Annotated in this window: 12 protein-coding genes and 1 tRNA gene; 3 read left to right on the forward strand and 10 right to left on the reverse strand. The window is 37.3% G+C overall.

The window, feature by feature from the left end; genetic code table 11:
* Window positions 1–11: 11 nt before the first annotated feature.
* The 4 genes from ACZZZW_RS01485 to ACZZZW_RS01500 all read right to left on the reverse strand — a co-directional run bounded on the left by ACZZZW_RS01485 (window position 12) and on the right by ACZZZW_RS01500 (window position 2,863).
* On the reverse strand, window positions 12–722 hold the full coding sequence (locus ACZZZW_RS01485) for a nucleotidyl transferase AbiEii/AbiGii toxin family protein (protein WP_463492092.1): 711 nt from the start codon (window positions 720–722) through the stop codon (window positions 12–14).
* Window positions 680–1,180 carry a DUF6922 domain-containing protein gene (locus ACZZZW_RS01490; protein WP_463492093.1) on the reverse strand — a complete coding sequence of 167 codons (501 nt, stop codon included), beginning with the start codon at window positions 1,178–1,180 and terminating at the stop codon, window positions 680–682. The genes ACZZZW_RS01485 and ACZZZW_RS01490 overlap by 43 nt, the downstream gene beginning before the upstream one ends.
* A 72-nt stretch (window positions 1,181–1,252) precedes the next feature.
* Entirely contained in the window at window positions 1,253–2,542 is a 1,290-nt protein-coding gene (locus ACZZZW_RS01495) for a site-specific integrase (RefSeq protein WP_463492094.1), read from the reverse strand.
* 249 nt (window positions 2,543–2,791) lie between these two features.
* Window positions 2,792–2,863, reverse strand: a tRNA-Arg gene (locus ACZZZW_RS01500).
* A gap of 226 nt (window positions 2,864–3,089) precedes the next feature.
* On the opposite strand from ACZZZW_RS01500, the gene ACZZZW_RS01505 reads away from it, so the two are divergent.
* Window positions 3,090–3,812: an SDR family oxidoreductase gene (locus tag ACZZZW_RS01505; protein WP_463492095.1), complete on the forward strand. Its 723-nt coding sequence runs from the start codon at window positions 3,090–3,092 to the stop codon at window positions 3,810–3,812.
* A gap of 84 nt (window positions 3,813–3,896) precedes the next feature.
* On the opposite strand, the gene metG is transcribed toward ACZZZW_RS01505, so the two are convergent.
* A complete protein-coding gene (gene metG / locus ACZZZW_RS01510; RefSeq protein WP_463492096.1) occupies window positions 3,897–6,005 on the reverse strand; it encodes a methionine--tRNA ligase in 2,109 nt (702 codons plus the stop codon).
* 40 nt (window positions 6,006–6,045) lie between these two features.
* Here metG and ACZZZW_RS01515 point away from each other — a divergent pair, with 40 nt between their 5' ends.
* The gene (locus tag ACZZZW_RS01515; RefSeq protein WP_463492097.1) at window positions 6,046–6,945 is read left to right on the forward strand and encodes a S66 peptidase family protein; all 900 of its coding nucleotides are present in this window, start codon (window positions 6,046–6,048) and stop codon (window positions 6,943–6,945) included.
* A gap of 1 nt (window position 6,946) precedes the next feature.
* The gene (locus ACZZZW_RS01520; RefSeq protein WP_463492098.1) at window positions 6,947–7,354 is read left to right on the forward strand and encodes a DoxX family protein; all 408 of its coding nucleotides are present in this window, start codon (window positions 6,947–6,949) and stop codon (window positions 7,352–7,354) included.
* 70 nt (window positions 7,355–7,424) lie between these two features.
* Here ACZZZW_RS01520 and ACZZZW_RS01525 read toward each other — a convergent pair whose 3' ends face one another.
* The 5 genes from ACZZZW_RS01525 to ACZZZW_RS01545 all read right to left on the reverse strand — a co-directional run bounded on the left by ACZZZW_RS01525 (window position 7,425) and on the right by ACZZZW_RS01545 (window position 18,803).
* Window positions 7,425–8,906: a RagB/SusD family nutrient uptake outer membrane protein gene (locus ACZZZW_RS01525; RefSeq protein ID WP_463492099.1), complete on the reverse strand. Its 1,482-nt coding sequence runs from the start codon at window positions 8,904–8,906 to the stop codon at window positions 7,425–7,427.
* An 11-nt stretch (window positions 8,907–8,917) separates the two neighbouring features.
* Window positions 8,918–12,070: a SusC/RagA family TonB-linked outer membrane protein gene (locus tag ACZZZW_RS01530; RefSeq protein ID WP_463492100.1), complete on the reverse strand. Its 3,153-nt coding sequence runs from the start codon at window positions 12,068–12,070 to the stop codon at window positions 8,918–8,920.
* A 706-nt stretch (window positions 12,071–12,776) separates the two neighbouring features.
* On the reverse strand, window positions 12,777–14,294 hold the full coding sequence (locus ACZZZW_RS01535) for a RagB/SusD family nutrient uptake outer membrane protein (RefSeq protein WP_463492101.1): 1,518 nt from the start codon (window positions 14,292–14,294) through the stop codon (window positions 12,777–12,779).
* Between the two features lie 13 nt (window positions 14,295–14,307).
* Complete coding sequence (locus tag ACZZZW_RS01540; protein ID WP_463492102.1) at window positions 14,308–17,511, reverse strand: SusC/RagA family TonB-linked outer membrane protein; 3,204 nt, start codon at window positions 17,509–17,511, stop codon at window positions 14,308–14,310.
* A 359-nt stretch (window positions 17,512–17,870) separates the two neighbouring features.
* Window positions 17,871–18,803, reverse strand: a complete 933-nt coding sequence (locus ACZZZW_RS01545; protein WP_463492103.1) for a DUF1735 domain-containing protein — start codon at window positions 18,801–18,803, stop codon at window positions 17,871–17,873.
* Between the last annotated feature and the right edge of the window lie 11 nt (window positions 18,804–18,814).

Consider the following 18,814-nt stretch of genomic DNA (forward strand, 5'->3'; position numbering starts at 1 on the left):
ACAATTATAAATTATCTCGTCATGCCATGTCCCTTATCAGTATCATTGTTGCGATTAAAGTTAAGCCCAAGCCCCGCTTGTTTGCCAGGAATGGTTTTAGCCGCAAGACGAAACTCATTCGAGATACTGATCAATTTGTTTGCGACTTTCTCCCATTGAAGTTTTCCATCCAGGAGATCTATGGGTACCTCCATATCGATTTGCTGATGATAGGCGACAGACCGGTTAGCCATGTCAACGGTTACATTGGGATATTTTTGGCGGTAATAATCGAGCATTTCGGAATAGTTAAGTTTTTCAAGCAGGTAATATAAGTCTACAAAATCTTTAATACGCTCTCCACTTCCGACAATGGCATTCAATTTCATAGCAGCGATGTCCTGCAATGATGCCATTCGGATATTCTCCACATTGTCAAGGGGCTGCACATGCGGATAGGGATGTGTGATAAAATCGACTTTGACCCCTTCAATCAAACCCATCAGAGCACCCGAGCCAACCACTTTTAAATTTGATCCATAATTCCACAAGATGTGATCCTGGAGTAAGTTGGGATCAAATTTTTGTAACGAAAATAAATCGATATCGATGGATATTCTGTGCCCGATTTTTAGTGATAATGCGGTTCCGCCCACCAGAAAAAATTGTTCCAGCTTAGCATCATCCATTAATTTCTGGATTAAATCCAGTGTTTCTCTTGTGACTGTGTTTTTGTATAACATTTCAGTTGATTTTTAGTCAACCGGAAATATTTACATACTTTGTCTATTATTAATTCAGGTAGAAACCCGATTTCATTTTTCAGTGTGTCAATTATTTTTTCTCTGCCGTAGAATGCTATGATTATATCCAAATCCTTCTCATCGCCCCTAGTCAATACTCTTTCGATAACGATTCGGTAAGATTGCTGCCAGTTTATTGCGGCATATTTCATGTCCCAGAATAAACCCTTGGGAAGCTCGGGGCGCTCTAATTTCGTTAGAATCGGCTTGCGTTCAATCTTGATCTGATCAGTTTCGAAAGGCTGTTTTTTTTTTGACAAGTGGTTGCTAAGGGTGTGATAACTATAACCTGGATAACTATCACAGAAATTTTTGAGACTGGAGAAAACATCCAGCTCAATGCCGGTGAATCGCTTCCAATGAACCAGTATAACCCGTGCTTGTCTTGTTCCTTTCATCAATACAAATTTACCAAAAAACTTTAAATAGACTAATATACTGAAATATTTGCCGATTGGTGGTTAATATTTTTAGTTATATTGATATAGCTTTAAGATTTTTATCTTTTCACTCTTGTTCTTTTTCGATTCTTTATGCTTTGCTCTCTTAGATAGTTTTTCAGCCAGTGCGGACATATCGTGTCCCGTTTTCGAATCCAATACCTTGGCATAATGCTGAGTGGTTTTTAGGCTGTTATGCCCTAGCATTTTCGAAACAGTTTCTATCGGCACGCCATTGGAAAGTGTGACAGTTGTTGCGAATGTATGCCTGGCCAAATGGAAGGTCAAGGTCTTTGTGATGCCGCAGTGATCAGCGATTTCTTTAAGATAACTGTTCATCCGCTGGTTGGAGTAGACCGGAAGTGCCAAACCTTTTATCTCGCAAATGGGATGGTCTTTATATCGATCGAGGATTTCTTTTGCTTCAGGAAGGATAGGAATATGGGATGGCGTTTCAGTTTTAGTCCTGGATGTAAAAATCCATTCCTTGCCATCATCACCAATCTGAATTTCACTTTTTTTAAGTTTTTGCACATCGATATAGGCAAGACCGGTATAGCAGCTGAAAACAAAAATATCCCTGACCTGGATATTCCTCTGAACATGCAGCCTTTTTGTACGCATGGTATCAAGCTCTGCCTGAGTCAAAAATGTTCTTGGAGACGGCTTGGCTTTTAGTTTATAGTGAAGAAATGGATTGGCGATAATCCATCCGCTTGCCAGGCTGAAAAATACGATCTTCTTTAAATGAACAATATATTTTTGCGCAGAGATAGCCATGCACTCTTTCTCAACCCGGAGATAATGCTCATACCTGGTAATGAATCCAAAGTCAACCTTGATTAAGGGATAATCTGCTTTATCATACTTCGCCAGAATATAGGCAGCAAGATGCTTTATTGAACTCTTGTAAGTCTTTAGTGTATTCTTACTGTAGCCGTTGCCAATAAGCTCGGCCACTTTTTCATTATGCTCTTGAAAAATTTCAAGAATCATTTTTGATTTTGTACCTTTTCCAAGATAGTGGTTGCGAATGGTCTCCGCATCAATCTCTTCATCACGGTCTATCATACCGGTGTGGATTTTCCTGATTTTGGAAATGATGCTATTCATGTAATCGTTCAAAGCACGGCTTTCCTGCCTGGTGCCCCTAACCTTGTTGCGGCGATTGTCCCATTGCTCAGGCTCAATCTCTCTACCGATTGAAATTTCAGAGCGTTTCCCGCCTACGGTGATGCGTAGGTAAATCGGCAACAGGCCATTTTCATTTTCTTTTTTTTGCTTTTTCAGATAGAAAAGCAAGCTAAAATTCTGGTTCATAAGCTTGAATTACTAGGTTAACAAAGTTAGATTTGCAACCTGACTAAAACAAGATGTTCGAAATTCGAACACACTGACAATCAGCATTTTAAACTCAATCCGTGGTAGAAATTCGATTCTTTCCAAAACTCACCGAATTACTCACCAAAGTGAGCGAAAACGACCTGTTTTTGATAGTTTTTGGATAAAAACAAAATCCTGTAATCATTTGATTTACAGGATTTTGAATCGTTTTAAAACACGTAAAAGTGGTCCCGACGAGAATCGAACTCATATCTAAAGTTTAGGAAACTTCTATTCTATCCGTTGAACTACGGGACCGTTTTATTTTTGCTCCGGCAAATATAGCAAAAGTTTTGTCGCAAGAGAATTCATTTTAAACAACTCTACAGAAAGAAAATTAACAAAAGTCTAGCTAAAAAGCCTTATCAAAAGCCAGATTCTGCAATAAACCATATACCTCTAGTCATGGTTAAAAAACTGTACAACTCACCATAATAAATCTTTAAAATAGCTTGATCTTTGTTTTAACAAAATGATTTAGAATATGAAATTAGCAAACAATAAAATACTCATAACCGGAGGCGCCAGTGGTATAGGCTTCGGACTAGCGGAAAGATTTATACAGGAAAACAATACAGTAATTATTTGCGGAAGGCGTGAGTCGGCATTGGAAGAAGCTGCCAAAAAATTACCCACTGTAATTACTAAGGTTTGTGATTTAAGCACTGAAGCCAACCGAAATGAACTCTATAACTGGATTGCCGAAAATCATAACGACTTAAATGTATTGGTAAATAATGCTGGCATTCAGAACTGGATGGATATTAACGATAATGATTTTTATCAAAAAGCCGAAGATGAAATTACCACTAACGTTTTAGCTCCGCTCCATTTAACAAAACTTTTTACAGGTTTGGATTCATTGGATACAATTATTAATGTAACCTCTGGACTGGCTTTTGTACCGCTATCGGCGGTTCCTGTTTATTGTGGCACAAAAGCATTTTTGCGCTCATTTACACTCTCTTTACGGCATAGCCTTAAAAATTCAAAAATTGAGGTTATCGAAATGATCCCGCCAGCTTTGGATACCGATTTAGGCGGTAAAGGCATCCATAATGTACATCCTTCTGTTAGTGATTTTGTAGAATCAGTTTTTGAACAGATGAAAGAAGGTAAAACAGAATTAACATTTGGAACAAGCGGCGATCGGGCAAAAGCAAACAATGAGGTTATTGCTGATTATTTCAACCGGATGAACCCCTAATTAAAAGGGAGTTATTGTAAGTTTAATAAAAAAAAGCCATCTGATTTGCATCAAATGGCTTTTTTGTTGCAGTTAAACCAAGTATTACCTGATTACACTACCTTCCTGAAATTTTTCTGCAGGCGCAACAAAAGTCAGTTTTCCTTCCGAACTTTCAGCCATTAAGATCATTCCTTGAGATAAAATCCCCTTGATTTCTCTTGGTGCCAGGTTTACAATCATGCTTACCTGTTTACCTATAATATCTTCAGGTTTATAGTATTCAGCAATGCCAGAAACTACTGTTCTTTCATCAATGCCCGTATTTACCGTAAGTTTTAATAGTTTCTTGGTTTTTTCAACTTTTTCAGCTGCAATTATTGTGGCTACACGGATATCCATCGCAGAAAAATCGTCAAACTGTATGTTCTCTTTTGCCGGAACAGCAACTACATTACTGGCTGCATTACTTGCCTTGCTTTGATTAAGTTTTTCAATTTGAAAGTCGATCTCCGCATCTTCAATTTTATCGAACAGGAGCACAGCTTCACCAATTTGATGACCACGTTTCAACAAGTTAACACCACCTGCATTTTCCCAGTCATGGCCACCGTTTATCAACATTTTCATTAATTTTTCAGCTGTGAAAGGCAAGAAAGGTTCAATTAGAATCTGAATATTGGCTGCAATTTGTAGCGCAAGATGCAAAATCGTTCTAACCCGGTCTTCGTCAGTTTTAATCAATTTCCAAGGCTCAGTTTCTGCCAGGTATTTATTTCCCAAACGGGCAACATTCATCACTTCGGATAAAGCTTCTCTGAAACGGTAATTTTCAATCGATGCTGAAATTTTTGCAGGATAGCCAGCCAATTCATCAATAACTGCCTGGTCTACATCGGTTATCTGCATACAGGTTGGTACCGTGCCACCAAAATATTTATGCGTAAGCACCACTACACGGTTTACAAAATTTCCCAATATTGCAACAAGCTCATTGTTATTTCTTGCCTGAAAATCTTTCCATGTAAAATCATTATCCTTCGTTTCAGGGGCGGTTGCAGTTAATACATAACGCAGTACATCCTGTTTTCCTTCAAATTCTCTCAAATATTCATTCAGCCAAACTGCCCAGTTTTTAGACGTCGAGATTTTTTGTCCCTCTAGGTTTAAAAACTCATTTGCAGGTACATTATCCGCTAAAGTATATTCGCCATGAGCCATCAACATCGCCGGGAAAATAATACAGTGGAAAACAATATTATCTTTACCGATAAAATGCACCAATTTGGTTTCGTCGCTTTTCCAGTACTCTTCCCAACCGCATTTATCACTCTCATAGCTGCTGATGTAATATTCCTCAGCCTTCGGGTTCCATACATCTAGCTTGGCGTAATTACACAGCTCTTTTGTTGCAGAAATATAGCCTATAGGGGCATCAAACCATACATAAAGCACTTTTCCTTCTGCATCGCGTAATGGAACACGTACGCCCCAATCTAAATCACGCGTCATCGCCCTTGGCTGCAAACCTGCATTTAACCAGCTCTGACATTGTCCATAAACATTCGGCCGCCATTCTTTGTGGCTTTCGATATAAGTCCTTAACCTATCTTCGTATTTATCAAGCGGCAAAAACCAGTTTTTAGTTTCTTTTAAAATTGGCTTATCGCCAGATAATGTAGATTTAGGATTGATTAAATCAGTAGCATTTAAAGTTGAACCGCAATTTTCGCACTGATCGCCATAAGCATTTTCATTGCCACATTTTGGGCAGGTACCGGTAATATAACGATCAGCTAAAAATTGCTTTGCTGTAGCATCATAATACTGCTCAGTAATTTCCTCGGTAAAAACACCTTTATCGTACAAGGTTTCGAAAAAATCAGCAGCTGTTTGATGGTGCGTTTGTGAAGATGTTCGGTGATAGATATCAAAAGAAACACCAAACTCTTTAAAAGAGTCGCCAATTATTCTGTGGTATTTATCTACCACTTCCTGAGGCGTAATTCCTTCTCTTTTGGCCTTTAAAGTAATGGGCACCCCGTTCTCGTCAGATCCACAGATGAATTTCACATCACGTTTATTCGACCTCAGGTAACGCGCATAAATATCTGCAGGAATGTAAACACCGGCAAGGTGTCCAATATGAACCGGTCCGTTGGTATACGGTAGTGCTGCAGTTACGGTATATCTTTTTATTTTACTATTATCCAAAACAATTTTTATTAATTTGGCAAAGATAAGTGTTTTGAAGATGATTAAGCAGCCCCCATATTTAAAAAAAGGAGATAAGATTGCCCTGGTTTGTCCGGCAAAGAAATTACCCAAACCTATAAACCATGCTATTGAAATATTAAAAAGCTGGGGACTTGAGGTCGTTATTGGCGATAGTGTATACGCCAGCCATCACCAGTTTGCCGGAAATGATGATTTAAGAACCAGCGATATTCAAAGATTTCTGGATGATTCATCTATAAAAGCGATAATTTCCGGTCGGGGAGGTTATGGTGCCATCCGCATAATTGACGGATTAAATTTTAACGAATTCGACAAAAATCCAAAATGGTTTGTAGGCTTTAGTGATATTACTGTTATCCTGTCGCATCTTATTGCACAATGCAATACACAATGCCTGCACGCTCAAATGCCTTATACATTTGATGAATCAACCAATGAAGCATTAATTTCTTTAGAGAACGCTTTATTTGGGCAGAAGCAGACTTATGAATTTGAAAGTACATTTAAAAACAGGGCAGGAGAGGTAAATGGAATTTTAATCGGAGGCAATTTAACTTTACTGGCCATGTTACAGGGTTCAGTCTCAGAAATGGACTTCAAAGATAAAATTTTATTTATTGAGGATGTTGGAGAGCACGAATATAGTATCGACCGCATGTTACGCATGTTAAAGCGGGCAGGCAAACTCAGTCATTTAAAAGGACTGATTGTGGGCGCATTTAATGAAATTGAAGAAGAAAAAATTTCTTTTGGTCAAACCGCTGATGAGGTAATTTGGGAAATTGTAAAGGAATACGATTATCCTGTTTGCTTTAATTTCCCAACAGGACATATTAATAACAATCTTTGCATGACATTAGGTGCAGAGGTAAACTTAAAAGTAGAAACAAATAACGTTCAATTTAAATATTTATAAGATGGCAATTTTAGACAATTTAGGAAAATACCGTAATACCGGATTGTTAATATTACGTATTGGCTTAGGGATAATGTTTATTATCCATGGTTTCCCAAAACTTGCTGGCGGCCCTGATGGCTGGACCGGACTTGGCGGTAGTATGAAAGTAATCGGCATAAACTTTTTGCCAATATTTTGGGGCTTCATGGCGGCAGCAACTGAAACCTTTGGCGGCTTTCTTTTAATCGTAGGCTTGTTCTTTCGTCCGGCTTTAATCTTATTGATTTTTACTATGATTATCGCATCATTGGTACATTTTGGCAAAGGCGATGGATTGGCGGGTGCTAGCCATGCGATTGAACTGGCTATTGTATTTTTTGGATTGATCTTTATCGGCCCTGGAAAATATAGTGTGGATAACAAGTAGGATTACTTGTTAATTCTTATTTTTGAATAAAAGGCTTGGAAATTTCCAAGCCTTTTTTGGTCTATTAATTTTAATTTTGAACAATCAATTTATTGTTTTGCACTTCATTTGCCGAAATTGGCCAAATATAACCCGCCGTGTTGAAGGGTATTGCTGGCGCTGAACCCTGAGTGCCACTTTTCGCCGCAAAGCCTGCACCTAGCCTCATGACATCAGGAGATCTAAATCCTTCTCCTAACAGTTCGATTCTTCTTTCTGTTAAGATTGTGTTTTTCAGATTGGCTGGCAATAAATCTGCTGCAGGAAATACATAACCTGGATTTGACCGCTGTCTTAGAGCTGTTAATAATGCAATAGATCTTACAGGATCTGTCACCACGGTAGCCTCAGCGAGATTCAATAATACTTCAGCATACCTGATTACAGGAATATAATCTGTATAAGGAGAAGGCTTTTTGAATTTAGTCAAATAAGTATTGGCACCAGAAACTGTTGTTAATCCCTTTCTGGCATCGGTTGAACCAGTTGCGAATACAGGATTGGCCAAAATACCTGTAGGATTTAGGAAATATTCTTCATTTCCACCTGCCTGATTTGGAGAAACATTGTAATAATATGCCAACTGGTTCTGGGTGCCTGGAGCATTTAAATCTGTCATCGGGAATGATAAAGCAGCTTCAGTAGCAGTTGCATTACCTACATAGGCACCACCAAATATATTACTAATATTAGCCTCTAATTGAAGAGGCGTGCCTGTTGTTGCCTTAAATGGAGTTGTTGCACTAACAATTTTATTACCTTCAGTAACGACTGAAGACAAGTTTCCCATTGTAAGATATACCCTGGTTTTAAATGCGATAGCTGTATTTCTTGAAGCCCGAGTGGATATTGCTGTTGCTGGTAGCGTTAGTGCCAAGTCTGGCTCTGCTTCATTTAAATCTTTTAAAATCTGTGTATATACCTCAGCAACTGTACTTCTTTTTAAGTCGTTTCCAGTTAAATCTTTCTCTCCTTTAAGTCTTAAAGGAACCCCTAAGCTAGCACCATTATCTGTAATAAAAGGTTTGGCATACAGTTGTAATGCGCTATAATAACAAAATGCTCGCAGAAATTTAGCTTCTGCAATATATTGTTTTGCTACTGCGGGAGTAAGTAAGGAAGCATTAGCATTAACGCCCTCAATAACTAGATTTGCCCTGTTAATTGCAGCATAAATTGCACCCCATAAATTTACTACTTCATTAGTATTTGATACTAGGTTAAACCTCCATGTATCTAAACCTGTTACCCCATTAGGCTTATTTACTATAAAATCCTCACCACGGATATCATTGTAGATTAAATATCTCCCACCATAGAACTGGCCATTCTTTACCCCAGCGTAAATGCCATTTACTTGTGAAAGGATCCTATCCGGATTATTAAATGCCTCTTCAATTGGTAAGGATGTATCTGGAGCTGTAGTTAAGAAATCTTTTTTACATGATGATGCAAACAGCAAGGGAGCAGCTATAAAAAGATATTTTATTTTATTGTTTATTTTAATTTTCATGATTTCTAATTTTAAAATCCAACATTAATACCAAACGTAAATGTTCTACCCGATGGCACTGAGTTTCTATCCACACCTGGAGCTAGGTTACCACTATTTCCAGTAGTGGTTGAGTTGCCGTTTACAGAAACTTCTGGATCCGGACCTGGATAACCAGATATAATCAAAAGATTACTTGATTGTGCGTACACCCTTATATTCGAAACACCATATTTACTTAACAGTGTTTTTGGCAATGTATAGCCTAAGGCCAGGTTTCTAACTTTTAAAAAATTCCCGGTGAAAACGTTTTGTGATTGTGCAAAAGCTGATCCGTTTGAGGTATTGTCACCATAAACAACACGAGGAATATCAGTAATCTGACCTGGCGTGGTCCATCTATTCAACATTCCTTTGTCGTTGTTCCAAAAGCGTTGATCTCTAAGACCAGCTTGCGATCCATAATAAATTTTATTACCTCCGGAGAATGTTAGTCCTAAACTTAGATCAAAGGCTTTATAGCGGAAGTTATTATCTAAACCGCCAAACCATTTTGGTATTGACTGACCTGTGATTGTTGCATCTAATGCAGCATCAATTGCTGGGGCATTCTGTCCAGCGTTTGGCCCATCAAGATATTGATACCTCGCAGCTGTAGCACGTCCAAAACTAAATCTCAATTTTTGCCCAAATCTATTTACAAAAATACGTTCACCAGTTGCAGGGTCCACACCGGCAGTAGGTACGGTGTAAATAGAGCCAATTGGATAGCCAACACGTGTTATATTAGCAGTTTCAAGAGAAGTAGCTCCAAAAACATCCGCATTGTTATTTCCCAGTGCAGTAACTTCATTTTTCAAAGTACTGAAAGTAAAACTCGTTGTCCAGCCAAAGTCATCACCATCAAAGTTTTTTGAATTTAATGTAAATTCAAGCCCCTTGTTATACATCCTTCCTATGTTTGTTGTGATGGCGTTGTCAGGAATACCTTTAGAAGGTGCCTGAGGAGCATTTTGAACAAGGTTGTCTATATCATTATGATAATAATCCACATCCAAAGAGAAACGTCCACCCAAAAATTCTAAATTAATTCCAATATCAGCTTTTTTACTTGTTTCCCACCTTAAATTAGGATTACCCGCCTGTGAAAATGACAGCGCTGAGGATGACCCATATAATCCTGGGCTGTAAAGGAATAGAGCTGGATAATTACCAATATTTATATTTCCAACTTCTCCATAGCTTCCATGCAATTTAATACGAGTTAATACCTTGCTGATGGCTAGCTCTTTATAAAAATTCTCTTCAGAAATGGCATAACCAACGGAAGCGCCACCGAAATTACCATATTGATTTCCCGCTGAAAGGCCTGAATAACCATCTCTTCTGAAAGATCCGGTTAAATAATATTTCTTCTTAAAATCGTAATTGATGCTACCAAAAAAAGAACGGAAAGCATTATCTCCCTGTACTAACCCTGCTGGGGTAATGGCACCAAATGCACCTTGAAAAACCTCAATAAAGGGATCGATTACGCCTTGTCTGGTTGCACCATAACCAAGTGATTTGGTATACTGGTCTTCAGCACCTATAAATGCGCCTAAAGTATGATCACCGAAAACACCACTGTAATTTAAAGTATTAGACCAGTTCCATCTGCTATTTTTTACAAAGTTACTTGTAGCACCACCATTATAAGAAAAGCCATCTCCCTGTAAACGATTCACAAAAGAGTTGTTATCAATTTTGAGATTATCTAAACTATAGGTGGTTTTAAAAGTTAGGCCTTTTAAAATTTGGATTGAAGCATAAGCATTAGCAATAATACGATCGCTTTCTGAAGTATTTTTATCTTCATTTACCAATACGGCCGCATTCGGATAATTCGATGCAATGGTATTAGCACCCAAACCAACCGAACCTGCCGGAGCATTTATGTTATAGGAGCCATCTTCATTGTAAGCGGCTACGTTTGGAGGAAGTACAATGGCCAGCCTTCCTAAGCCTACTGTTGAAAAAGCCTGTCCCGCGAGTGAACCTGTATTTGGCGCACGGTTTAAAGTATTACTATATGAGAAATTAGTTCCAATTGTAACGTTTTTAAACAGTTTATGATCTAAATTCACACGCCCATTTTTTCTCTCAAAAGAGTTACCAATGATAAATCCTTCCTGATTACTATAACCAACAGATACATAATATGAGGTTTTATCATTTGCACCCGAAAAGTTTAATGCATGATTTTGAGAAGTCGCGGTTCTGTAAGCATAGTCATACCAATTGGTTTCCACCTGAGAGCCATCAGATTTATTTTGTAAAAAGAATGCCGGAGCCTGACCGTTATTGGTCCTTGATTCATTTTTGATCAGCACATATTCTGATGCATTTAATAAAGGGGTAAGATTCTGAGCTTTTGTAGTTCCTACCCAACCCTCGTAATTAACTTTAGTTGTTCCCTGCTTACCCTTTTTGGTGGTAATTACTACAACACCATTGGCAGCTCTTGAACCGTAAATTGCTGAAGACGCTGCATCTTTAAGTATGTCAATTGATTCGATGTCTGCTGGGTTGATATCCCCCAAAGCATTGCCCGCGGCACTATTAGATGATTGATCACCTGTGAATACCGGGATACCATCAACAATGATCAATGGGTAAGAACTTAATGAGATAGAGTTAAAACCACGAACCCTGAAAACAGGAGGATTGTTCAGTACGCCATTTGGTTGAATAATGTTTACACCAGCGGCTTTACCAGCCAATGCCTGTTCGAAACTCTGAACCGGCTGATTTTTAAGTTTTTCTCCACTCACACTCGCAATTGATCCTGTAACATCTCTTTTAGATTGCGTAGTATAACCTGTTACCACAACATCAGATAATGTTCTGGAATCACTTTTAAGTTGCACATTCACTATACTGCCACCGCCAATAGTTTTGGTTTGACTCAGGAAGCCGATATAGGAAAATTCTAATGTTGTTGTATTACCTGCAACTTTAAGTGAATATTTGCCATTTGCACCTGTAGTGGTTCCGCCAGTTGCACCCTTAATTTTAACACTTACTCCAGGGAGGGGTAATCCATCCTCCAAACCCGTAACTGTTCCTGTGATTGTTCGATCTTGTGCTATTGCTGAGGAGGCGATAAACAACAATATGAACAAACTTTGTAGAAGTTTTTTCATAAAAAATTTAGTTTAGTTTTAGTTAATAATGGTCGATATATGATTATTATATTGTAATACAAATTTTACAATACGAAGTGCGCAATACTGTTTAAGAATAATAGTTCTTAAATGATTACCAAATAACTTATAATACCCTTTTTGTTATCTTAAGCATTCAATGCTTATTAACACCTTATTTATCTGATTCGATCAGGTGTATTAATTGTTCAATAATGTAATATTTCTTAAAAAATTTACTGTTGTGGTTCTAACAGTAATTTGTAATAAGGCATTAGCAGTCGATCGAGAGATCAATATCTGAATTAGGGGGAACTTTTAACACTAATTGGTGATTAAAAAAGAGAAATGACGTAAAAAAAAGACACAAAATAGAGCCATTTGAAGTTTTCTTCATAAAAAATTAGTTTAGTTCGGTTAATGATTCACACAAAATACTATTTAAAACTCTTTTTTACAAAAAATATAGCTTAAAATAAAAAGATACATACAAAAAATTTCAAAAAACCATTTAAAAACTACAATAAAGCTAATTAAAGCTAAAACAAACTAACATATCTTAAAAAAATGTCTATTTACGAACTTAAGCTAATAAAAATCTTAATTATCAACGCTCACAAACACTAAAATTATATCCATTGCAGAAAATTAGCATAAAAAAAGGGCTGTTCAAATTGAACAGCCCTTGAAAATCTTAAAATTCTAATTATGGATTTTGCCCGCTAGGCCCGATTGCTGGGTTAGCATCAATTTCTGATTGAGGAATTGCCCACTGCCATTCTGGACCACCGGCAGGAACACTTAAAACACCCGAAAGTGCGATTGTAGCATTTCCACCAGTTCTATCCAATGGCAAATCCTGGCGTTTCAAATCAAAGAATCTAAATCCCTCACCCCATAATTCAATACGACGCTGAATCAAGATCTCATTTAATAAGGTAGTACCAACGTTAGTTGTTATTACGTAATTTGGATTTCTATTTTTTGCTAATGTAAATAAAACAGACTGCGCAGTCACAGTTTCAGCAACTGCTCCAGCAATAGCTAAACGAGCTCTCGCTTCTGCTTCAATCAAAAACATTTCAGCTACACGCATGTTTACAACATCTCCCACACTTGTTGTTCCAGCATTTCTGAATTTACCTTGCTTGTAACTTGCAGTTGAGTTTGAAACTACACCAACAGGAAGATTGTAGGCTAAGAAAGTAGTACTACTTCCGGTTGGATCCCATAATGCTTTACGAACATCTGTAGAGGCAATTTGATTGTACAATACTGAATTAATTCGCTTAGGAACAGTTCTGTTCGCTGTAGAGTTAAAAGTACCTAAGTACGCAAAAAAAGAATAGAAATAAGTGGTCTGATCCTCTTGCTGTCTACTTCCCCACATCCATTCTTGATTATCATATGAATTGAATCCAGCTAAGTATTCTGCATTAGTCATCAATGTTAATCCTGTTCTCGCCTCCAATGCATTTTGAGCAGCAATTGCCCATTTACCTTGAGTTAAAGCAACTCTAGCTTTGATACCTTTGGCAACATTAAGATTAAAGTGAGATTTATTAGGCCTGGTTGTGGCACCAGCAAAATTGGTAATGGCCAAATCAAGGTCTGAGTTGATTTGAGCATAAACCGCCTCAACAGTAGCCCTTGGTTTACCGGGCTTACTTTCTGCCTCCGAACTTATCATAATCGGAACTCCTGGCTGGGTATTGTTTCCAGCTGCATCATAACGTTTTCCAAAAACTTGCACCAAAACAAAATGCGCCCAGGCTCTATATGTCAACGCTTCTGCTTTTATAGCTTTCTTATCTGCCGCAGCACCTTCAGCGTTATCAATATTATCGATAATCTGGTTAGCATTAGCAATGATCCTATAATAAAAAGTGTAGATGAAAGAGTTATTTGCGTTCGATGCGCTTCTATGGGTTATCCATTTATGCACACCGTATGCCGTAGTACTTACCGTATTTACGATATCATCGCCCATATAATCTATGTTTAAGTTAACAGCGCCCTGGCCACCTTCTTCCTGCCTAGAATATTGAATATATAAAGATCTGTGAATACCATTTAAGGCAGCCATTGCATTGGTTGTTGTTGTAAAAACCAAATTCTTATCAACAGAATCAGTAGGACTTGTTGTTAAATAATCTTTTTTACAGGCACCCATTGTTAGTGTTAATACCAATAATGGAAAAAATAATTTATTAATCGTTTTCATAATTTTCCCTCTATTAAAATGATGCATTTAAACCTAAACTAACTATGCGCGTTGGTGTATAGTTATTTGTGTTTACCCCAGTGAAACTTTCTGATGGATCTAAACCCTTACGTTTAGAAACTAAGAACAAGTTTTCGCCAGAGGCATATACGTTAACCTTACTTAAACCCAGTTTTTTAATTAATGGGGTTGGCAATTTATAAGCTAAAACTGCCGACCTCATATTCAAATAAGACGCATCAATTAAGAATCTTGTAGAAGTAGCATTGTTAAAAGTAGACCTTCCCACGTCAAGTCTAGGCGTAGCACTCGGATCACCAACTTGTTGCCACGAATTCATGGCATCAACGTGCAGGGAGCCTCCATAACCAGCATAAGACATTAACGATTGGTATGTAGCATCATATGCTTTTCCACCAACCTGGTAATTCATGATAACAGATAAAGAGAATGCTTTATATGTAAAAGTATTGGTTACACTACCAAAAAAGTTTGGAATTGCTGATCCTGAATATGCATATAAAGCATTATTGGGATTGATGGTATAACTTTGGCCATTAATCACTCTTGTGTCAGCAGCTGATCCAGGGCTTAGCGGGTTAATTAAGAAATAACCTTCTCCATCAGTAGGATCTACCCCTGCCCATTGACGTAACCAGTATTGATATCTAGATTGACCTACAGATAACTGTTTTGTTCCATCAATAATTGTTGGCGTTTCCTCGGGCATTTTAGTAATTCTGTTCCTAACCAATGACCAGTTAATGTTCATGTCCCATTTAAAGTCTGGAGTTTTAATAATGTCGCCAGCAAGATTGATTTCAATACCCCGATTCCACATTTTACCAATATTTTTAGGAAAAGTACCAGTACTGCTGCCAATGCCCAAACCTGTAGATATAGGAAGAGGTACATTAAATAATAGATTTGACGATTGTTTATTAAACCCCTCAAAACTTCCATGCAATCTGTTTTTAAATAAGCCAAACTCTAATGCAGCATCAATTTGTGTTTGTGTCTCCCAAGTAATATTAGGATTTGCCAAACTTTGGAAAAGAATTCCTGGCTCTGCAGCATTGTTATTAGCTAGAGCATATAATGATCTGTCCAGATTATAACTTCTTGTACCATCTGGATTAAGTAGGTCATCATTCCCTAATGATCCATAAGAAGATCTAAGTTTTAAGTAGTTAACCCAGCTTACATCTTTTAAGAAACTTTCTTCGCTCAGTAACCAACCAGCACTTGCAGAATAAAAGTTACCCCATTGCTGTCCTGGGCCCCATTTTGAAGAACCATCTCTTCTGAATGATCCAGACAAGAAGTATTTTGAGTCATAATCGTAATTTAAACGAGTAAAAATTGCTTCCTTTCTATAATCATTTACATAAGAAGTCAAATCGGTAGTCGTTGCAAAATTGATTAACTCAGTGTTTCCGTCCAAGATTTGTGTATTACGTGCTCCGGTTAAGTATTTATAAGTATAATCATAATTATTATGACCAAACAAAGCTGAGAAGCTATGCAATCCAACTTTTTTATTATAGTTTAATAATTGCTCAATAGTAAATGTTGTAGTGGTTGTGGATGTGTTTCTCGCTCTACCATTTGGCGCACCATCACCAACGATTTTATTTTGATAGTCTCCAAAAGTGTAGTTAGAAATATCTACACCTAGATTTTGAGTAAATTTGAAATCTTTTAAGAAAGTGATTTCTCCATAAGTCCTTGCGCTCAAAACATTACGCTTAATTTTTGTGGAATTTAAAAGTGTTTCTTCTAAAATATGTCTTCCTGCATATGCACCAGATGGGCGGTTAGGAATAGCCAATGATGTCAACAAATTACCGGTATCATAAATTTTTCCACCGTTAGCATCTACGATAAAATCGCCTGTTGTTTGGTTGTGTGCATATAATGGATAAATCGGACCGATATAACGAGAAAAGTTAAATGGGTTAACAATACTACCACTTCCATCAGCGTCTGCCTGATTGGATTTTGTAATGTTTGCATTTAAGTTTAAACCTGTTTTGAACCACTTTAATGGTTTTGTATTGAGGCTTACACGTCCGTTAATTCTGTTAAAATCAGATCTGATGACGTATCCCTTTTCATTTAAATATCCTAAAGACGCATAAAAGTCTGATTTTTCAGTCGCGCCGCTATAGGCCATTGAATAATCACTTCTTTGGCCAGTTCTTAATAAAGGTTTTCTCCAATCTAAATCATCAGCATAAAGTAATGTTGCATTTGGATTTAATAATCCATCTGTTCCTACAATTGCATTGTTTGCAACATTGAAGGGATTATTACCCAAAAGGGCTTTAATCCCATTTGTAGCAGTAGTATTTGCTGTTGCCAAAGGAACTCCAGTTCCTGTTACCGGATAAACCAAACTATTTCGGTAGGCTTGCCATGCAAGTGGATAATATTGAAATGCATCAACAGTCTCATATTCTGGAATACCTCTGGAGGTTATGCCCTGTATAATTCTGAAATCCAATTGATCTTTTCCTTGCCTACCTTTTTTAGTAGTAATCAAAATTACACCATTACCAGCACTTGAACCATAAAGAGAAGATGATGCTGCATCTTTTAATAATGAAATACTTTCAATATCATCAACATTAATGTTGCTTAGATCTCCAGAATATTGAATACCATCTACGACATATAAAGGGCTATTTGATGCAGAAATGGAACCAAAACCGCGAATCCTGATCGTTGGACCCGAACCTGGCTGACCACTTCCTGCATTTACCTGTACACCAGGCGCCGCTCCTGCTAATGCACTATTTAAGTTCGTTACTGGTCTTTGTGCTATATCGGCTGCTCCAACTGTGGAAATTGAACCTGTATTCTTACCTTTTGTTGTTGTTCCGTAGGCTTGAGTAATTACAACATCCTGCAAAGTTCTCGCATCAGTTTCTAATCTTACATTAATACTGCTAGCAGATGTAAGATTAACACTTTTTGTTGCGTAGCCAATAAAAGAAAATTGGATACTCTTAATTGTTGGGGGTACTCTAAGAGTAAATTTACCATCAGATCCGGTTGTTGAGGAAACCTGTGAGCCGATGGCTCTAACACTTACGCCAGGCAGGGGAGCATTATCCTCCGCAGACGTTACTGTTCCTGTAATTGTCCGCTCTTGAGCCATTGCATTAAATGCAACAAACAAAAGCACGAACAAACTTTGTAAAAGTTTTTTCATGAATTTAAATTAGTTGTTTGATTAATTAAGAATTAAAAACCAATCTACAGAAAAAAACAATATGTCTTCAAAATGATACAAAAATTTAATATCTATCGCCTTTTTATGACAATTAAACTACATAAATAACTGATAAAAATGTAGTTGGAATTTAATTTTAGGTGGTTGAGTTTGATTATACACTTCTATTAAGTATTTAATCAAACGGCAGCGTGATCCCTCAATGATTAAAAATATAGGCTAACAATAATCAGATATTTTCACTTAAACATTGATGAAAACGCAATCAAAGAATTTTAACTAAATAAAAAAGGAGCACATAGTGCTCCTTTAATCATTAAAATAAACTTAATTACTTTCTATCTAGCTCCTTTATATTTGGCAACTAATGAATAAACCCGTTTAGACGCTGTTTGATTCCAATCGAAGTTTAACGTAAATGTTTTCGTTGCTGGGTCATATTTATTAACCGAACCGGGAATATTAGCAAGTGTTGCATTTCCAATAGCTTTCATTGTCACCAGGTTTGTTACAGGATCTATTGTTGCCTGAAGGTTATCAATACCACCTACATTAGAAGTACCACCAGCCCATTTCAAGTTGCCTATTTGGACTGTATTGGCACTAATCGTTGTAAAGGTTACATCAGGATTTGTGGCTGTACTACCGTTAAGTGCATCATTAAGTGTTGGTGTTGTAGGGCTGCTATAACGCTGAACAAAACTCCCTGCCTGAGGAGTGTATGCACCATCATATTTATTTTTAGCTCCTAGTGCTAAAATTATTGTACCAAAATTTCCACTTATAACTCCTGAAGAGGCTGAAACAATTTTTAAAGGCAATGCATACAAAGCAGCAAAATCAAATTGATCTGGCTTAACTGTAATTGTCATACTTGCCGTTCTCTGGCCCTTTGGAATCACTAAATCTACCGACGAAAAGCTATATAAATTTGTCGGCATAGCGGTATAAGTGATAGAATTGTCAGTATTATACTTTGCCAAAGCGGCTGGATCTAAACCAATTTTAACTGCAATATCTTCTGGAGCTACATCTGCACCAGAATAACTTACCTGAACAACAGTCGTTGCTGAAGGTGCAATATCAAAAGATTTTACGTACAGAGCATATGTGCTTGCTGTTCCAGAACCTATAAAATCCGGATTTAAAAACTCTACTATATTTTTAGTAGCACCGGGTGAATCAGGACCGATGATGGAATCATCTTTTAAACAAGAACTGAATCCTGTTACTATTAATCCTAAGACTAATAAATTTATTATTTTTTTCATGATTTATTTTA

It is taken from the genome of Pedobacter sp. AC379, from assembly GCF_979258145.1.

Bases quoted from the DNA above. Each gene is read 5' to 3' on its own strand.
- ACZZZW_RS01485 (WP_463492092.1), bottom strand. From the start codon at position 722: ATGTTATACAAAAACACAGTCACAAGAGAAACACTGGATTTAATCCAG.
- ACZZZW_RS01495 (WP_463492094.1), bottom strand. From the start codon at position 2,542: ATGAACCAGAATTTTAGCTTGCTTTTCTATCTGAAAAAGCAAAAAAAA.
- ACZZZW_RS01520 (WP_463492098.1), top strand. From the start codon at position 6,947: ATGGCAATTTTAGACAATTTAGGAAAATACCGTAATACCGGATTGTTA.
- ACZZZW_RS01490 (WP_463492093.1), bottom strand. From the start codon at position 1,180: ATGAAAGGAACAAGACAAGCACGGGTTATACTGGTTCATTGGAAGCGA.
- ACZZZW_RS01535 (WP_463492101.1), bottom strand. From the start codon at position 14,294: ATGAAAACGATTAATAAATTATTTTTTCCATTATTGGTATTAACACTA.
- ACZZZW_RS01505 (WP_463492095.1), top strand. From the start codon at position 3,090: ATGAAATTAGCAAACAATAAAATACTCATAACCGGAGGCGCCAGTGGT.
- ACZZZW_RS01515 (WP_463492097.1), top strand. From the start codon at position 6,046: ATGATTAAGCAGCCCCCATATTTAAAAAAAGGAGATAAGATTGCCCTG.
- ACZZZW_RS01530 (WP_463492100.1), bottom strand. From the start codon at position 12,070: ATGAAAAAACTTCTACAAAGTTTGTTCATATTGTTGTTTATCGCCTCC.
- ACZZZW_RS01525 (WP_463492099.1), bottom strand. From the start codon at position 8,906: ATGAAAATTAAAATAAACAATAAAATAAAATATCTTTTTATAGCTGCT.
- ACZZZW_RS01545 (WP_463492103.1), bottom strand. From the start codon at position 18,803: ATGAAAAAAATAATAAATTTATTAGTCTTAGGATTAATAGTAACAGGA.
- ACZZZW_RS01540 (WP_463492102.1), bottom strand. From the start codon at position 17,511: ATGAAAAAACTTTTACAAAGTTTGTTCGTGCTTTTGTTTGTTGCATTT.